This is a genomic window from Streptomyces sp. NPDC020983 (genome assembly GCF_044333485.1).
Taxonomy (GTDB): domain Bacteria; phylum Actinomycetota; class Actinomycetes; order Streptomycetales; family Streptomycetaceae; genus Actinacidiphila.
This window is the reverse complement of record NZ_JBIRRA010000004.1, coordinates 135,838-151,224: the sequence shown is the minus strand read 5'-3', so window position 1 is coordinate 151,224 and position 15,387 is coordinate 135,838. Positions and strand designations below refer to the sequence as shown.

Genomic DNA, 15,387 nt, shown 5'->3' with positions numbered 1-15,387 from the left:
GTTCGACGCTCGTACGGTGTTCAACCACCAGTACCGGGGGGTATGCATGCACCGCGGAGGACGCGAGGGGCACGCTCCGGGTTGCCCTCCCCGCCCCGTGTGATCGTGAAGGACGTGAACCAGACAAGCCGATGCCCGCCACCCAGCCGGTCAGCTCCCCACGGCGCCGCGCCCCCCGCAACTCGCTCAACCCGGACCGCATCCTCGACGCCGCCCTCACCCTGCTGGACCGCGACGGCGCCGAGGCCTTCACCATGCGCGGCCTCGCCCAGCAGCTCGGTGTCGGCACGATGGCCGTCTACTCGCACTTCCGGGGCAAGGACGAGATCAGCGACGCCGTCGCCCAGCGGCTGCTGGACACGATAGAGCTTCCGCAGGGGCGTTCCGGCGACCCGCGCGGTGAATTGCGCGAGGTGTGCCTCGGGGTCTACCGGCTGTTCACCGACCACCCGTCGGCGCTGGAGCTGCTGGCCGGGCGGCCGCTGCGCGGGGACGACGCGATCGGGCTCATCGACCGGATGCTCGCGCTCCTCCAGCAGGCGGGACTGAGCCGGGAGGACGCGGCCCACGCGCACGTGGCGCTCATGCAGTACACGGTCGGCTCCGCGCTGTGGAACACCCGCCGCTCGCGGGTGCTCGGCACGGAGGGCATGCGCGAGCGGGTGCTGTCCAAGATCGCGGCGCTGGACGCGGACGCCTACCCCGCGCTGGTGGCCCTCGGGCCCGAGCTGCTGTGCGCCCGCAACGAGGGCACGGCGCAGTTCGAGTACGGCCTCGACGGCCTGCTCGGCGGCCTGCTGCCGCGCACCCCGCGGGCCTGACGGCGCCCCGCGCGGAAGGCGTCCCGCCGCCCCCCGCGGGCGTGCCGCGCAGGTCTGAGCGATGATGGGATTTTCCGTTCTTCGCACGACACGAGAGGCCGCACCGCATGGCTGCGCGCATCCTTCTGGTCCGGCACGGCCAGACGGAATGGTCCCTGTCCGGCCGCCACACCGGGCGCACCGACATCCCGCTGACCGACGAGGGCCGCCGCACCGCGCGGCTGCTCGGCGCGCGGCTCGCGGACACGCCCTGGCACGGCCTGCCCGGCAGCGAGGTGCGCACCAGCCCGCTGGTGCGGGCCTCCGAGACGTGCGAGCTGGCCGGCTTCGGGGACGAGGCCAAGGAGTGGGACGCGCTCCTGGAGTGGCACTACGGCGACTACGAGGGCCTCAAGCCCGCCGAGATCCAGGCGCTGCGCCCGGGATGGCTCATCTGGCGCGACGGCGTGCCGAACGGCGAGTCGCCCGGCGACGTGGCCGCGCGCGCCGACGAGGTGATCGACCGGGTCCGCTCCGGGCACCACGACGTGCTGGTCTTCGCGCACGGCCACATGCTGCGCATGCTGGGCGCGCGCTGGCTCGGCCTGCCCCCGTCCTTCGGCGCGTCCCTGCGGCTGGACCCCGCCTCGCTGTCGGTGCTGGGGTGGGCCTACGGGCAGCCGGCCGTCGAACGCTGGAACGACACCGGGCACCTGGGCTGACGCACCGGCGCGCCCGCGGACGCGGGCGGGCTGCGGGAGGGAACACCGGACGGACCGGGTAGCGTTCACAGCGCGGCGCAGCCGCGACCGACGGTCCGTATCCGATGGAGGCTTGAACATGGCAACCACCCGCACCGCCACCACCCAGTGGAGTGGCCCGCTGATGGGCGGCGCAGGCACCGTCTCGCTCGACTCGTCGGGCGTCGGCAAGTACGACGTGTCGTGGCCGTCGCGCGCCGAGCAGGCCAACGGCAAGACCAGCCCCGAGGAGCTGATCGCGGCGGCCCACTCGTCCTGCTACTCGATGGCGCTCTCGCACGGCCTGGCCGGTGCGGGCACCCCGCCGGAGAGCGTGGAGACGCAGGCGAACGTGACCTTCCAGCCCGGCGAGGGCATCACCGGGATCGCGCTGTCGGTCAAGGCCCGCGTGCCCGGCCTGTCCGCCGAGGACTTCCAGGCGGCCGCGCAGAACGCCAAGGAGAACTGCCCGGTCAGCAAGGCGCTCGCGGGCGTGAACATCACCCTCGAGGCCGAACTGCTCAGCTGAGCTGAGGCCGTTCAGCGGCGGGTGACGCGTATCGTCCAGTCGCCCGCCGCGTCGCGCCGCTGCACCCGGAAGTCCACCCCTGACGCCCTGTCGGTGTACGTCTGGCCGGCGGTGAAGGGCGCGTCGTTGAGGGAGTTGAAGGCGCCGCTGCTGAAGTCGCAGGCGGAGGTGCCGGGGTGGCCGTCGACGACGGTGACGGGGCCCTTCCCGGAGTCGACGTCGGTACGCACCCGGTAGGCGAGTATCCCCTGCCGGCAGGCGTCGTTGTCGTCGCCGGCCGCGGCCCGCGCCTCCAGCACGAAGACCCGGGTCGGGCCGTACGGGACGATGACGGCCTTGCGCCCGCCGGGGACCTCCACGGGGCTGAGGGTGTAGGTGGCGGAGCCGCGCGAGGCGACGCAGGAGACCTGCCGGTCGGAGAGCCAGCCGAGCCGCCACTTGTGCCAGGCGAAGAGGTCGCCCTGCAGGCCCCAGTCGAGTGACATGGTGTCCCACTGCCCGGCGAGCCGGTCGGTGCGCGGGAAGTCGTCGGCGGAGTAGAGGTCGGGCAGCCCGAAGGCGTGGCCGTTCTCGTGGCTGAGGACGCGCGAGCCGGACTGGTCGTGGCCGTATATCAGCGAGACCTTGTTCAGACGCGCGCCGTCGTCGGTCGTGACGGCGGAGGCGCCGGTCCAGGTGACCGACAGCACCGCCTCGTCGGCGGGCGGGCCCGCGTTGGGCGTGACCAGGACGTTGACCAGGTCGTAGCCGCGGAAATCTATGCTCCTGTCGGCCGCCTTGAGCACGTCGCGCATCATCGCGGTGTGCGCGTCCCACCCGTAGCCGCGGCCTATCCCGTACGCGCTGAAGGGCCGCGGCATGCGTATCCAGCGCAGCACGGGGGTGGACTCGTAGTCGAGGCGCCCGTACGAGGCGGTGGCGTACCACTGCCTGACCGCCGGGAAGTACTCGGCGTAGCGCTCGGCGGCGCTGTACGGGGCGCGCGCGTCGGGGAAGTCGATGAGCAGGGTGAGGGCGCGCACGGTGCCGGTGGAGGGCGCGAACTCGGCGTCCGGGCCGCGGGGCGCGGAGTCGGGGAAGCCCTCCGACATCGCCACGCCGGGCACCGCCCGCAGCGCGCAGGGCCGGGCCGCGGGCGGGGAGGCGGGCATCGCCGGCGGCCCGTCGGCGCCCGGCACCGAACTGCCGACGGCGAGCATCCCCGCCGCCCCCAGCGCCGCGAGCCGCACCCCGCGCCGCAGCCCCTGCACGGCGGCCCTCCGCCCGCCGCCGGGGCTGCCCGGCAGGCCCGGGGCGGGCCCGTCAGGCATCGCGGCCGGCGTCCCGGGCGCCGGCCGTGCGCTGTGTGACCCTGACCGCCCAGTCGCCGTCCGGCTCGCGGCCGGTGACGGTGACGCGGGCCGCGCCGCCGGGCAGGGCGTAGGACTCCCCCACCCCGAGGGGCGCGTCGGCCAGCGGCGGGTAGACGGACGTCGCCGCGCACGCCGAGCTGCCCGGGTGGCCGTCGACGACGGTGACGGGCCCGTCGCCGGACTCGCGGTCGGCGCGGACCCGGTAGAGCAGCACGCCGGTGCGGCACGCGTCCGCGTCGTTGCCGCCGCGGCCGCGGGCCTCGACCGCGAGCACGCTGTCCGGGCCGGTCCGCAGCACGAGCAGCTTGGTGCCGCCGCCGGGCGACTCGTCGGGGGCCAGGTCGTAGTAGGACGTGCCGGGCCCGGTGACGCAGGCGACCTGGCCGGGGCGCAGCCAGCCGAGCTTCCACTTGTGCCATGCGAAGGGCTCGGGGGCCAGGCCGAACTGGCTGCCCATCAGGTCCCAGTCGCCGACCTGCGTGTCCCAGTCGGCGGTGCTGCCGGGCGGCGGGCGGTCGTAGAGGTCGGGCAGGTCGAAGACGTGGCCGGTCTCGTGCGCGAGCACGTTGCGGTCCGGCGGGTGGCGCTCGAACACCGTCACGAGCCGGGCGAGCGGGTTGCCGTCGAGGGTGACGGGCCGGGCGAGGTTGACGACCTTGGTGGCGTCGGAGTCCACGCCGGGCGCTTCCGGGTCGGCGACGAGGTAGACGACGTCGTAGCCGCGGAAGTCGACCTCGGGGTCGGCGACGGTGAGCGCGTCGCGCAGGTAGGCCGTACGGTCGGCGCCGCGCCAGTCGCGGTTGATGCGGTACGCCGTGGCGGGGCGCGGCATCGTCAGCCAGCGGTCCACGGTGTGCAGGTGCAGCCGGAAGCGCCCGCCGGAGGCCGCGGACCAGAACCGCGCGGTCGCCGGGTAGTGGTCGGCGGCGACGGCCTGCGGGTCGAGCGCGGGCGGGGCGTCCGGGAAGGACAGGAAGACCATGAGCGCGTTCACGTCGCCCTGGGCCCGCGGGTAGCCCGCGGGGGCGGTGCCGGCCGGGGTGGCGCCCGCGGGGTCCACGACACCCTCGGAGTGGTGCGCCGCGGTGCGCGGCAGCAGGCACGCGGCGACCGGCTCCGCGTGCGCGGCAGGTCCGGTGCCGAGCGTCCAGGCGACGATCGCGCCCAGCACGCACGACCCGGCGGCCAGCGCACGCGCCCCGCGCGGGCGCTCCGGCGCGTCCGCCGCGGCACGCGCGGAGCGGACGCCGCCGCCGTCCGGCGTGTCGCCTGCCGGAATGCCTGACCGCCGCACATGGACCTCCGGGGAGGGTTCGCGAGCCCGTTCGGGACACCTCGTCCACTCTGCGGCGTTTTGCTGCGATATGCGGAGTTCGGCTGCTCCAGGCGGGTGGCGCGCGGGGCGGCCCACGGCCGCCGGGAGCCGAACACCCGCACGGCGAGCGGCACTACGTTCCGTGACGATCCGGGGAATTCGATCAGGACCGTCATCGATTCGCGCAGAAACGGTCGGTGCGCCGGAGTGCGTGCGGAGAATCACCACGGCGACGCTGGATCGCCTGCTCCGCCAGCCCATATGATCGCGTGCGAGACGAGCGCGACACGGGGAGCAGGCCATGGGCGGACCCGCGGGCGGCCCCGGCGTCGACCCCGACAGCACAGCACAGACCATCACGCACAGTCACACTTCTGCCCCACGCCCGCGCGGCACCTCAGGCCGTGACGAGGCCGACCTGCGCGACTACCGGGCCGCCTTCGCCGTGGCGAGGGCCGCGATGGCGCTGCTCTCCCCCGAGGGAGACGTGCTCGCCGCCAATCCGGCGCTCGCCACCCTGCTGGGCGCCGCGCCCGAGCGGCTCGCGGCGGTCGGGGCGGGCCCGCTGCTCGGACTCGCGGGCGACCCGCACGCCCGGGCCGCCTTCCACGACGTGCTGACCGGCCGCCGCGACAAGCTGCGCTGCACCCGCCGGATCACCCGGCAGGACGACGGCGGCGCGCTGCTCGCCGAGATCACGCTGTCCCGCACCGGCGCCCGCCCGCTGCTGCTGACCGTCGAGGACGTGGGCGAACGGGACGCGCTGCGCGAGCAGTTGCGGCATCTGCGGATGCACGACCCGGTCACCCGGCTGCCCAACCGGGCGCTGTTCTTCGAACGCCTCACCGACGCGTGCGACAGTGCGGCGGGGCGCGGCGCCGGCCGTATCGGGCTGTGCTACCTGGACCTCGACGGCTTCAAGGCCGTCAACGACACCCTCGGCCACCGGGTCGGCGACGAGCTGCTCGCCGCCGTCGCCCGCCGGCTCCAGGCCTGCGCCGAGCCCGGCGGGCACCTCGTCGCCCGGCTCGGCGGCGACGAGTTCGCGCTGCTGGTCCGCGACTCCACCGGCACCGGGCAGGCGACCGCGCTCGCCGAGTCCGTCCTGACGGCCCTCCAGCAGCCCTTCGACATCGCCGGGCAGCGGCTCGCGGTGTCGGCGAGCATCGGGGTGGTCGAACGCGAGGCGCCCGGCAGCTCCGCGACCGGGCTCATGCAGGCCGCCGACACCACGCTGTACTGGGCCAAGGCCGACGGCAAGGCCCGCTGGACGCTCTTCGACCCCGAGCGCAACGAGCACCGGATGACCCGCCAGGCGCTCAGCCGCACCCTGCGGCAGGCCGTCGAGCGCGGCGAGTTCGTCCTCGACTACCAGCCGCTGGTGGCCCTCGACACCGGCGAACTGCGCGGTGTCGAGGCGCTCGTGCGCTGGGAGCACCCGCACTTCGGGCGGCTGTCGCCGAACCGCTTCATCGGGCTCGCCGAGGAGGACGGGTCGATCGTCCAGCTCGGCCGCTGGGTGCTCGCCGAGGGCTGCCGGCAGGCCCGCGCCTGGCAGCTCGCCCACCCCGGCACGCCGCTCGCGGTCAGCGTCAACGTCGCGGTGCGCCAGATGTGGGACTCCGACCTGGTCGCGGACGTCGCCGCGATCCTCGACGAGACCGGCCTGCCGCCGCGGCTGCTCCAGCTGGAACTGACCGAGTCCGCGCTCATGGGCTCCGCCGGGCGGCCGCTCCAGGCACTGCACGCGCTGCACGAGATGGGCGTGCGCATCGCCATCGACGACTTCGGCACCGGCTACTCCAACCTGGCCTACCTCAGCCGCCTGCCGGTCTCCGCCCTCAAGCTCGACGGCTCCTTCGTCCAGGGCTTCCGCTCCGCCGAGCACCCCAACCCCGCGGACGAGACGATCGTGGAGGCGCTCGTCCACCTGGCCCACCGGCTGGGCCTGACGGTCACGGCGGAGTGCGTCGAGAACGCGGAGCAGGCGGAACGCCTGCGCCGTATCGGCTGCGACACGGGGCAGGGGTGGCACTACTCCCGGCCCGTCGCGCCGGAGGCGATCGCCGCGCTCATCCGCTGAGCCGCCCGGGCCGCCGCGCCGGGGCCGTCCCCGGGCCGTCCCGCCGCCCCCGCCGTCCGGCCGCGCGGTGCCGGGCGCCCCCGACGGGCCCCCTCCGGCAGCGGAAGGGGCCCGCGTCCCCGGGGGGAGGGAGGACGCGGGCCCCGGGTCCGGGGGCCGGCGGCTCATCGGCCGGCCCCCGGGGGGATCAGCAGGCGCCGAGGTCCTTCCAGACGCCCCATTCCCCGGTCGTGCCGGGCTCCTCGTTAGTGGTCCACCACTTGGCCTGCCAGTTGTGGCCCTTCCAGGAGACCTGGTTGCCGCCGACGTAGACGGCCGAGGCCGACCAGGAGGGCAGGGTGCAGGTGCCGCCCGGCGGGGTGGTCGGGGGCGTCGTGGGCGGAGTGGTCGGGGGCGTCGTCGGCGGGGTCGTCGTCGGCGTCGTGGGCGGGGTGGTCGTCGGCGTCGTGGGCGGGGTGGTCGGCGGGGTCGTCGGGGACGAGCAGCCCGAGGTGGAGCCCTTCGTGGCCGCGACGATCTTGTTGAACAGGGTGGCCGCCGGGTCCAGGTCGAGCAGCGAGTACATCATCGAGCCGCCGAGCCCGTGGCAGTGCGCGTAGTCCGCCTTGGCCTGGATCGCCTGGGCGCCGAGTCCGGTCCAGAACTCGTTGCCGTTGTAGAACCAGTTGGACTGCGTGGCCGGGTCGTAGAAGGTGTCGGCGGCGTTGTCGACGACTCCGGTCAGCTCCTTGTAGTACGCGGTGCCTGCGACCTGGCTGATCCCGCGCGCCTGGGACGGCCCGGAAGCCGCCTGGTAGAGCCCGTGGTTGCTGCCCGCGGTCACGCCGGTCCACCCGCGGTAGTACGTCGGGTAGCCCATGGTGATCTTGCCGGCGGGGAAGCCGCCGGGGATGCCGTAGGCGGCGTCGCCCTTCGTCCAGGCCGTGACGGCGTGGTCGACGCTGTACTTCTCGGTGCCGGGGGCGACGGGGTTGGACGGGTCGCCGGGCGCCTCGTACAGCGGGTCCTGGAAGTTGGTGGGACCGGTGGCGTCCCACGCGCCGTGCATGTCGTAGGTCATGATGTTCGCGTAGTCGAGGTACTGCCCGATCTTGTCGGTCTCGATGTTCGCGATCTTGTCCTGGCCGGACGGCATCGCCGCGGTGAGCAGCATCTTCCGGCCGCCGTTGGCCGCGCCGAAGGCGTCCAGTTCGGTGCGGAACTCCTGGGCCAGCTTCGTGAAGTCGGCCTTGTCGTTCGGGCTGTAGTGGTTGCCCACGTGGCCGCCCGCCGAACCGGGGTACTCCCAGTCCAGGTCGAAGCCGTCGAAGATGTTCGCGGCCGCGCCGGTGCCGCCGTAGCCGCCCTGCACGGGGAGGTTGCCCTTGATGAACATGTCGATGCAGGAGCTGACCAGCTTCTTGCGGCTGGCGTCGGTCGCGGCGGCGTCCGAGAAGTACTTCGAGTAGGTCCAGCCGCCCAGCGAGACGAGGATCTTCAGGTTGGGGTACTTCGCCTTGAGCTTCTTCAGCTGGTTGAAGTTGCCCACCAGCGGCTGGTTCCAGGTGTCGCCCACACCGTCGACGCTGATGTCGGCGCCGAAGGACTTCTGGTAGTCGGCGAACGCGTCGCCCGCGCCGTCACCGGCGTTGGGGTTGCTCTCGTTCGTGGAGTCCGACGCCTTCGTGGCCTCGAAACAGGTGAGGTTCGTCGGGTCGATGTTCTCGAACGAGTAGTTGAGGATGTCGAGCTTGCCGGCGATGCCCTCGGTGTCGAGGTTCTTGGGGTAGAAGGCGTTGCCGTAGATGCTCCACTGGTCGTAGTAGGCGATGTTGACGCCGCCGCTCGACGACGCCGCCGCGGCGGCGGGCTGGGCCGCCGGCGACGACTGCGCCTGCGCGGTGCCGAGTCCGCCGACGAGCGCGGTCAGCGCGCCGAGGGCGAGCGCGGCGCTCGTGGCCGCGGCCACGAGCGCTCTCTTCCTGGACTGCACGAGAACCTCCGGGGGGAGAAGGAGGAACAACAGGGGGCTGCGGGGTATGGATAGTCCTCTGATCAAGTGCACGTCAATGGTCTGAACCAAAGCCAGGACTAGACCAATTTCCCGGCCCGGCGCGGCCCTCCCGGGGTTCACGACATGAGCAAAGCCGCTCGTCAGCGCGGTGACGAGCGGCTTTGACCCTGCGTGATGCCCGGGCCCGCGGTCGGTTCGGCGTTGGACCACCGGGCCACGGGTTACCGGCAATTAACGTGCGGCGGCGCCCTCCTGGGGGATCCCCTCCACCCCGGCGTCCTTCGGGAGGCCGTACGCGTCCGCGACGAGCTCGTAGGAGCGCAGCCGGACGGCCGGCGTGTGCGCGCTCGCGGTGATCACCATCTCGTCCACGCCGGTCCGCGCGGCCAGCTCGTCGAGCCCCGCCCGTACCGTCTGCGGGTCGCCGTGGATGACGTCGTTCGTCCAGCTCCCCACGAACTCCTCCTCCATCGGGCTGAAGGAGTAGGCGGCCGCCTCCTCCGGCGACGGCGTCAGGCCCGGCCGGCCCGTCCGCAGCCGCAGCATCCCCAGCGCGACCGCCTTCACCTGGCGGCGGGCCTCCTCCGGATCCTCGGCCGCCAGCGCCGACACCCCGATCGAGGCGTACGGGCGGTCCAGCACCTCCGAGGGCCGGAAGGACTCGCGGTAGAGGGCGAGCGCCGGGACGGTGTTGCGCCCGGAGAAGTGGTGCGCGAAGGAGAACGGCAGCCCCAGCGCGCCGGCCAGCTGGGCGCTGAAGCCGGACGAGCCCAGCAGCCAGATGCTCGGCCGGTCCGGCGACTGCACCCCGCCCGCCGCGCTGCCCTGCACGGGGCCGGGCACCGCGTGGATGCGCGCGAAGCGGTGGCCGGGCGGGAAGTCGTCGTCCAGGAAGCGGGTCAGCTCGGCGAGCTGCTGCGGGAAGTCGTCGGCGCCCTCGTGCAGGCCCTCCGTCCGGCGCAGCGCCGCCGCCGTCGCCCCGTCCGTACCCGGCGCGCGGCCCAGGCCCAGGTCGATCCGGCCGGGCGCGAGCGCCTCCAGGGTGCCGAACTGCTCGGCGATCACCAGCGGCGCGTGGTTGGGCAGCATCACCCCGCCCGAGCCCAGCCGCAGCCTGCGGGTGTGGGCGGCGAGGTGGGCCAGAATGACCGCGGGCGAGGAGCTGGCCACGCCGGGCATCGAGTGGTGCTCGGCCACCCACATCCGGTGGTAGCCGCGCGTCTCCGCGATCCTGGCCAGCTCCACGCTGGTGCGCAGGGCGTCGGCGGCGGTGTAGCCCGCGCCGACCGTCGCCAGGTCCAGGACCGACAGCACCACCGGCGCGGTGCCGTGGACGGCTCCGCGGATCCCGTGCCCGGCGGGGCGCCGTTCCCGCTGCCTGCCGCCGCCCGCACGTCCGTCCGCACGCTCGCCCGTCACGCCGTCCCTACCGCCGTCCGCCCGGGCCTGCTCGTCACCCACAGCCGGTGCCTCCTCGTCGCTCGTGCGTGGCGCTCGTCACGCTCGGCCGCGCGCCGGGCGCGCGGAATGGTCCGGAAAGGCACAACCGGAGCGGCCGCGGGGTTGTTCCCGGCCGGAAATCGCTGCACCAGGAAATCGGGCAATGCCGACGGCATATGCCAGCGTGCCCCCTTCCTGCATATACGCCTGAGAACCCGGGAAGAAGCCGCCAACCTCCTCTTCCGATAACGCCTTTGGGGTTATCGTGGAATCCGGTCGAACTGCCGGCTCCACCCACACCCGGGCCCGAGTCGTGACCAGCAGCGACGACCAGGACGCAAACGGTCACACCTGCAGGGGGCCACCGTGGCGCTTGAGCACCGACAGACCGCGCCGGTCTACGCGGCCCAGCACGCCCTGCGCGTGCTGGAGGCCGTCGACTCGCACCGGCACGGCGTCACCGCCGAACAGCTCGCCAGGGAGATCGGGGTGCCCGTCGCGTACCTCAACCAGCTCCTCGCCATGCTGCGGCGCGAGCGCTATCTCGGATTCCTGCCCGGCGGCGGCTACGTCGTCGGCGAATCCCTCGTGCTGCTCGGTGCCGCGAACCACGACGGCGCGCTCGCCGAAAAACTGCGGGCGATTCTCGTCGAACTGCGCGACGAGGTCGGCGCCGCGGTGTATTTCAGCCGCTACGACGACGGCGAGGTCAACATCATCGACTTCGCGGACGGCCCGGACGCCCCCAAGGTCAACGAGTGGGTCGACTTCCGCTCGGCCGCCCACGCCAGCGCCGTCGGCAAGTGCCTGCTCGCCCAGCTCGACCACAAGGCACGGCTGGAGCACCTCTCCCGGCACCGCCCCGCCCGCTTCACCTCGCGTACCGAGATCGACGACCGGGCCCTGCTCACCAAGCTGGAGCGGCAGCCCGCGAGCGTGCCCACGCTCGACCTCCAGGAGTACGCCGTCGGCACGGTGTGCGCCGCGATCCCCGTCACCATAGGCAAGACGGTGGCGTGCCTGGCCCTGTCGATGCCGCTCGCCAAGGCCCACCGGCTGCGCCCGGCCGTCGACACCCTCAACGAGCGCGCCGCCCCCGTCCTGCTGTCGATGAGCATCTGAGCCGCCCGCACCGATCCGCCGGAAGGGTGGTCATCAGCACCCTCACGGAGGACGTATAGTTGTCCTCGTTGCGCCGCTAGCTCAGTTGGTTAGAGCAGCTGACTCTTAATCAGCGGGTCCGGGGTTCGAGTCCCTGGCGGCGCACCACCGAGGCCCGTACGCCCAGCGTACGGGCCTTCTTCCGTTCGCCGTCCGTCCGCGCGCGGGGCGGATCAGGCCCAGTGCGCGGGGCGGGCGAGGCCGTCCGGGAGGCGGGTCGTCCCGTCGCCGGCCGCCGCGCCGAGCTGGGTCGCGGTGACGAAGAGCGCGCCGCGCAGGTCCGCCCCGCGCAGATCGGCGCCCCGCACGTCCGCGCCGATCAGGTCGGCGGAGCGCAGGTCCGCGCCGCGCAGGTCCGCGCCCACCAGGAGGGCGCCGCGCAGTTCCGCGCCGCGCAGGTCGGCCCGGCGCAGCTTCGCCCCCATGAGGTCCGCGCCGCCGAGGGACCGGGCGCGCGGGAATCGGGCGCGGGCGAGCGCCGAGGCCTCCCGCAGCACCGGCACGACCAGGGCGCGCTCGGCGGCGACGTCCAGGGCGAGCAGCTCGTCCGCGCCGCCCAGGCTCAGCGCCTCGACCCGCCCGGCGGCGGCCGCGGCCGCCGCGTGCAGGCGCGCGGCCGCGGGCAGTGCCCGGACGTCGGCGAGGTAGCGCAGCAGCTCGTGCAGCTGGCGCACCACCGGGAGCACGGCGAACATCGCCCGCCCTCCGTCGGGGGCGTCGCGCCAGTCGCGCCCGCCGAAGGTGTGCCGGGAGATCTTCTGCCCCGCGCCGAAGCAGTCGTAGGCCGTGCAGCCCGCGTAACCGCGGTCCCGCAGCCGCGCGTGGATCCCGCACCGGTGCGAGCCGTCGAGGTGCTCGCACGCCTCGCCGGCGGCCTTGTCCCGCGGGAAGTCCGCGGAGCGCGTGAACGTGAGGGCGACGCAGCACAGCCCGAAGCACTCCTCGCAGTCCGCCTGCAGCGCGTCCACCGTCCCCGGCCCCTTCCGTCGCCCGGCCCCCATGGTGCCGCACCCCCGCACGCCACCGCCTCCCGCCCCACGGGCCGCCCCGTCCCCCGTCCCGGCCTTCCGCCGCTGGCGGCGGCGGAAGGCCGCGCGGTCCGCCCCCGGGGGGCGGCCCGGGGGCGCCTGCCCGCTTACGCGCCCGGCAGGGTGGCCGGTTTGGCGGGCGTGTAGAGCCAGGTCGTGAAGAAGTCGCCGAGGTCGCGGCCGGACAGCCGCTCCGCCAGCGCGCGGAACTGCGCGATCGTGCCGTTGCCGTAGCGGTGCTGCGCGGGCCAGGCCCTGAGGAGGGCGCGGAAGGCGGGGTCGCCGATGGTGGTGCGGAGCGCCTGGATGGCGACGGCGCCGCGGTCGTAGACGGCGTCGTCGAACTGCTTGTCCGGCCCCGGGTCGCCGGGCTCGACCGTCCAGAAGGGGTCGTCCGCCGGGTGGGAGTCGTACGTCTGCCGGGCGATCTGCTGCGTCGTCGCGACGCCCCGGTGCTCGGACCACAGCCAGCTGCCGTACGTGGCGAAGCCCTCGTTCAGCCAGATGTCGGACCAGCGCTCCAGCGAGACGTCGTCGCCCCACCACTGGTGGGACAGCTCGTGCGCGACGGTGCCGTTGCCGTCGGCGGTGGCGAAGACCGCGGGGCTGTAGAAGACCCGGGTCTGGGCTTCGAGGGAGAAGTGCGAGGGGACGTCGGGGACGTAGCCGCCGGCCGCGTCGAAGGGGTAGGGGCCGAACCAGGTGCTGAGGAAGTCGATGATGTCCGCGGTCTGCTCGACCCCCTTGCGCGCGTTGGCCGCCGTGGTGGCGGGCAGTGCGGTGCTGTAGGCGTTGACGACCGGCACGCCGGTGCGGGTGCGGCTGCGGGTGATGTCGAAGTGGCCGACGGCGAGCGTGGCGAGGTAGGTGGCCTGCGGGGCGTCCTGCCGCCAGTGGTAGCCGGTCCAGCCGCCCGCGGTGCGCTGCGACACGAGCAGGCCGTTGCTGATGGCCTGCTCGCCCTCGGGGACGCGGACGGTCACGTCGTAGGTGGCCTTGTCCAGCGGGTGGTCGTTGCTGGGGAACCACCACCAGGCCGACTCGGGCTCGTTGGCGGCGACCCCGCCGTCCGCGGTGCGCTGCCAGGACGTGAACCCGTAGCGCTGCACGGCGGAGGGCACGCCGGAGTACGTGACGGTGACGGTGAAGGGGCGGCCGCGCGGGAGGGTGCGTCCGGGGGTGACGACGAGTTCCTGCTCCCCGGAGGTCGCGAAGCGCGCGGGGCGGCCGTCGACGGTGACCTTGCCGACCGTGAGGGCGAAGTCCAGGTCGAAGGAGGTGAGGCCCTGGGTGGCGGTGGCCCGGATGGTGGCCGTGCCGGAGAGGGTGTCGGTCGCGGGCCGGTAGCGCAGGTCGAGGTCGTAGTGGGAGACGTCGTAACCGCCGTTCCCGTACGTGGGGTAGTACGGGTCGCCGATACCGGGCGCGCCGGGTCCGGCGGACGCGGCGGACGCGGGGATCACCAGCAGGTAGCCGAGTACGGCGGCGGTGGCGGTCGCGAGCAGGCTCTTTCGCACCGAGTGTCCTCCCGTGCGGGACGTGATGAAGTGACAGGGACACGTCGACCGTAGGGAGGCGGCCCCGGTCCCTGCCACCCCGTCGCCCCCATCTGTCGCAGAAACTTCACCCGGCGCAACACATGACGCCCCCTCAGTACCGGGTGACGTGCCGTCACATGGGCCGCACGGGAACCGGGTGCCCCTCCGGGCCGTTCCGGAAGGGAGCGGTGTCGATCACCCCGGGCGTAGCTGACGGCCGCGGGTACGGGCGGATAGGTTCACCATGTGAAGATTGTCTGGTTGCGGAAGGCCCTCCAGCGGGTCGAGGGCGAGTACCTGGCCCGCATGGGCCTGTCGCTGCCGCTGGCCTCCATCGGGCTGGTCGTCGTCGCGGACCTGATCGCCGGGCAGGACCACTTCCTCACCCCCGGCATCGTCGTCGCCCCTCCGCTCGCCGCGATCACCGTCACCTGGCGCAGGACGGCCTTCGTCGGCGTGCTCGGCCTGCTCGTCCAGGCCGCGCTCGCCCCCTACGACGGCATCACCGACATCCCCGACCACGACGTCTTCTTCGGCCAGGCCTTCGCGTACGCGCTCGTCAGCCTCTTCAGCGTCTACATCGCGTGGCGGCGGGAGACGGGCGCCAAGGCCTTCACCGCCATCGCGTCCGTCGCCGAGGCCGCGCAGCACGCCCTGATGCGGCCGCCCGCGCCGCGCGTCGGCCCCGTCCGGCTCGCCGTCCGGTACGTGTCCGCCGCGGACGCCGCGCAGATCGGCGGCGACCTCTACGCGGTGCTCGAAACCCCGCACGGGGTGCGGGCCCTCATCGGCGACGTGCGCGGCAAGGGCCTGCCCGCGGTGCAGACCTCGGCGGTCGTGCTCGGCGCCTTCCGCGAGGCCGCGTTCGACGAGGGCGGGCTCGACACCGTCGCCCGGCGGGTCGACACCAGCGTGGGGCGGCACGTCAGCACCGGGGACTTCATCACCGCGCTCTTCGCGCAGTTCGACACGCCGGGCTCCGTCGAACTGCTGCACTACGGGCACGTGGCGCCGCTGCGGGTCGCGCGCGACGGGCGGGTCGAGACGCTCGACCCGCCCGAGCCGTGGGCGCCGCTGGGCCTCGCCGACCTCGTGCCGGGCGACGCCGGGCCCGTCGCGTGGCGGGTCCCGCTCGCCGCGGGGGACGTGCTGGTGCTGTGCACCGACGGTGTGATCGAGGCGCGCAGCCCGCTCGACGGCACCTTCTACCCGCTGGCCGAACGGGTCGGGCCCCTCGTGGCCGCCGCCGGGCACGATCTCGACGCGGCGGTCGAGCGCGTCTTCGCGGACCTCCTCCGCCACGCGGGCGGCTCCCTCTCCGACGACGTCGTCCTGCTTCTCCTCACCCCCCAGCCCCGCCCCCTGCCCGTCCACCCCCCGGATCCGCCGCTGCCGGCGTAGCGGCCGC

At 74.0% G+C, this 15,387-nt stretch carries 12 protein-coding genes and 1 tRNA gene; 7 read left to right on the top strand and 6 right to left on the bottom strand.

Annotation, left to right across the window (positions count from 1 at the left end):
* Positions 1-131: 131 nt before the first annotated feature.
* From ACH4SE_RS09795 to ACH4SE_RS09785, 3 genes are all read left to right on the top strand, one after another.
* Complete coding sequence (locus ACH4SE_RS09795) at positions 132-821, top strand: TetR/AcrR family transcriptional regulator (RefSeq protein WP_398542800.1); 690 nt, start codon at positions 132-134, stop codon at positions 819-821.
* A gap of 107 nt (positions 822-928) precedes the next feature.
* Complete coding sequence (locus ACH4SE_RS09790; RefSeq protein WP_398542799.1) at positions 929-1,522, top strand: histidine phosphatase family protein; 594 nt, start codon at positions 929-931, stop codon at positions 1,520-1,522.
* A gap of 118 nt (positions 1,523-1,640) precedes the next feature.
* Positions 1,641-2,069, top strand: coding sequence for an OsmC family protein (locus ACH4SE_RS09785; RefSeq protein ID WP_398542798.1), 429 nt, complete (start codon positions 1,641-1,643; stop codon positions 2,067-2,069).
* Positions 2,070-2,080: 11 nt separating this feature from the next.
* On the opposite strand, the gene ACH4SE_RS09780 is transcribed toward ACH4SE_RS09785, so the two are convergent.
* Together ACH4SE_RS09780 and ACH4SE_RS09775 are read right to left on the bottom strand one after the other, a co-directional pair.
* Positions 2,081-3,379: a M6 family metalloprotease domain-containing protein gene (locus tag ACH4SE_RS09780; protein WP_398542797.1), complete on the bottom strand. Its 1,299-nt coding sequence runs from the start codon at positions 3,377-3,379 to the stop codon at positions 2,081-2,083.
* On the bottom strand, positions 3,372-4,715 hold the full coding sequence (locus tag ACH4SE_RS09775) for a M6 family metalloprotease domain-containing protein (protein ID WP_398542796.1): 1,344 nt from the start codon (positions 4,713-4,715) through the stop codon (positions 3,372-3,374). The genes ACH4SE_RS09780 and ACH4SE_RS09775 overlap by 8 nt, the downstream gene beginning before the upstream one ends.
* A 322-nt stretch (positions 4,716-5,037) precedes the next feature.
* Here ACH4SE_RS09775 and ACH4SE_RS09770 point away from each other — a divergent pair, with 322 nt between their 5' ends.
* Complete coding sequence (locus ACH4SE_RS09770) at positions 5,038-6,819, top strand: putative bifunctional diguanylate cyclase/phosphodiesterase (protein WP_398542795.1); 1,782 nt, start codon at positions 5,038-5,040, stop codon at positions 6,817-6,819.
* A gap of 187 nt (positions 6,820-7,006) precedes the next feature.
* On the opposite strand, the gene ACH4SE_RS09765 is transcribed toward ACH4SE_RS09770, so the two are convergent.
* Both ACH4SE_RS09765 and ACH4SE_RS09760 read right to left on the bottom strand, forming a co-directional pair.
* Positions 7,007-8,791 (bottom strand): glycosyl hydrolase family 18 protein, encoded by a 1,785-nt coding sequence (locus ACH4SE_RS09765; protein WP_398542794.1) that lies wholly within the window; start codon positions 8,789-8,791, stop codon positions 7,007-7,009.
* Positions 8,792-9,043: 252 nt separating this feature from the next.
* Positions 9,044-10,159: an LLM class flavin-dependent oxidoreductase gene (locus tag ACH4SE_RS09760; protein WP_398543186.1), complete on the bottom strand. Its 1,116-nt coding sequence runs from the start codon at positions 10,157-10,159 to the stop codon at positions 9,044-9,046.
* Between the two features lie 459 nt (positions 10,160-10,618).
* Between ACH4SE_RS09760 and ACH4SE_RS09755 the strand changes: the two genes are divergently transcribed.
* A complete protein-coding gene (locus tag ACH4SE_RS09755; protein ID WP_398542793.1) occupies positions 10,619-11,374 on the top strand; it encodes an IclR family transcriptional regulator in 756 nt (251 codons plus the stop codon).
* 70 nt (positions 11,375-11,444) lie between these two features.
* Positions 11,445-11,521, top strand: a tRNA-Lys gene (locus tag ACH4SE_RS09750).
* Between the two features lie 65 nt (positions 11,522-11,586).
* Here ACH4SE_RS09750 and ACH4SE_RS09745 read toward each other — a convergent pair.
* Entirely contained in the window at positions 11,587-12,414 is an 828-nt protein-coding gene (locus ACH4SE_RS09745) for a pentapeptide repeat-containing protein (protein WP_398542792.1), read from the bottom strand.
* A 134-nt stretch (positions 12,415-12,548) separates the two neighbouring features.
* The gene (locus tag ACH4SE_RS09740; RefSeq protein WP_398542791.1) at positions 12,549-13,958 is read right to left on the bottom strand and encodes a M1 family metallopeptidase; all 1,410 of its coding nucleotides are present in this window, start codon (positions 13,956-13,958) and stop codon (positions 12,549-12,551) included.
* Between the two features lie 267 nt (positions 13,959-14,225).
* Here ACH4SE_RS09740 and ACH4SE_RS09735 point away from each other — a divergent pair, with 267 nt between their 5' ends.
* The gene (locus ACH4SE_RS09735; RefSeq protein WP_398542790.1) at positions 14,226-15,380 is read left to right on the top strand and encodes a PP2C family protein-serine/threonine phosphatase; all 1,155 of its coding nucleotides are present in this window, start codon (positions 14,226-14,228) and stop codon (positions 15,378-15,380) included.
* The last annotated feature ends 7 nt before the right edge of the window (positions 15,381-15,387 follow it).

What these genes read in the sequence shown, in the direction of transcription:
- ACH4SE_RS09795 (WP_398542800.1), top strand. Translation starts at nt 132, where the DNA reads ATGCCCGCCACCCAGCCGGTCAGCTCCCCACGGCGCCGCGCCCCCCGC.
- ACH4SE_RS09790 (WP_398542799.1), top strand. Translation starts at nt 929, where the DNA reads ATGGCTGCGCGCATCCTTCTGGTCCGGCACGGCCAGACGGAATGGTCC.
- ACH4SE_RS09785 (WP_398542798.1), top strand. Translation starts at nt 1,641, where the DNA reads ATGGCAACCACCCGCACCGCCACCACCCAGTGGAGTGGCCCGCTGATG.
- ACH4SE_RS09780 (WP_398542797.1), bottom strand. Translation starts at nt 3,379, where the DNA reads ATGCCTGACGGGCCCGCCCCGGGCCTGCCGGGCAGCCCCGGCGGCGGG.
- ACH4SE_RS09770 (WP_398542795.1), top strand. Translation starts at nt 5,038, where the DNA reads ATGGGCGGACCCGCGGGCGGCCCCGGCGTCGACCCCGACAGCACAGCA.
- ACH4SE_RS09745 (WP_398542792.1), bottom strand. Translation starts at nt 12,414, where the DNA reads ATGGGGGCCGGGCGACGGAAGGGGCCGGGGACGGTGGACGCGCTGCAG.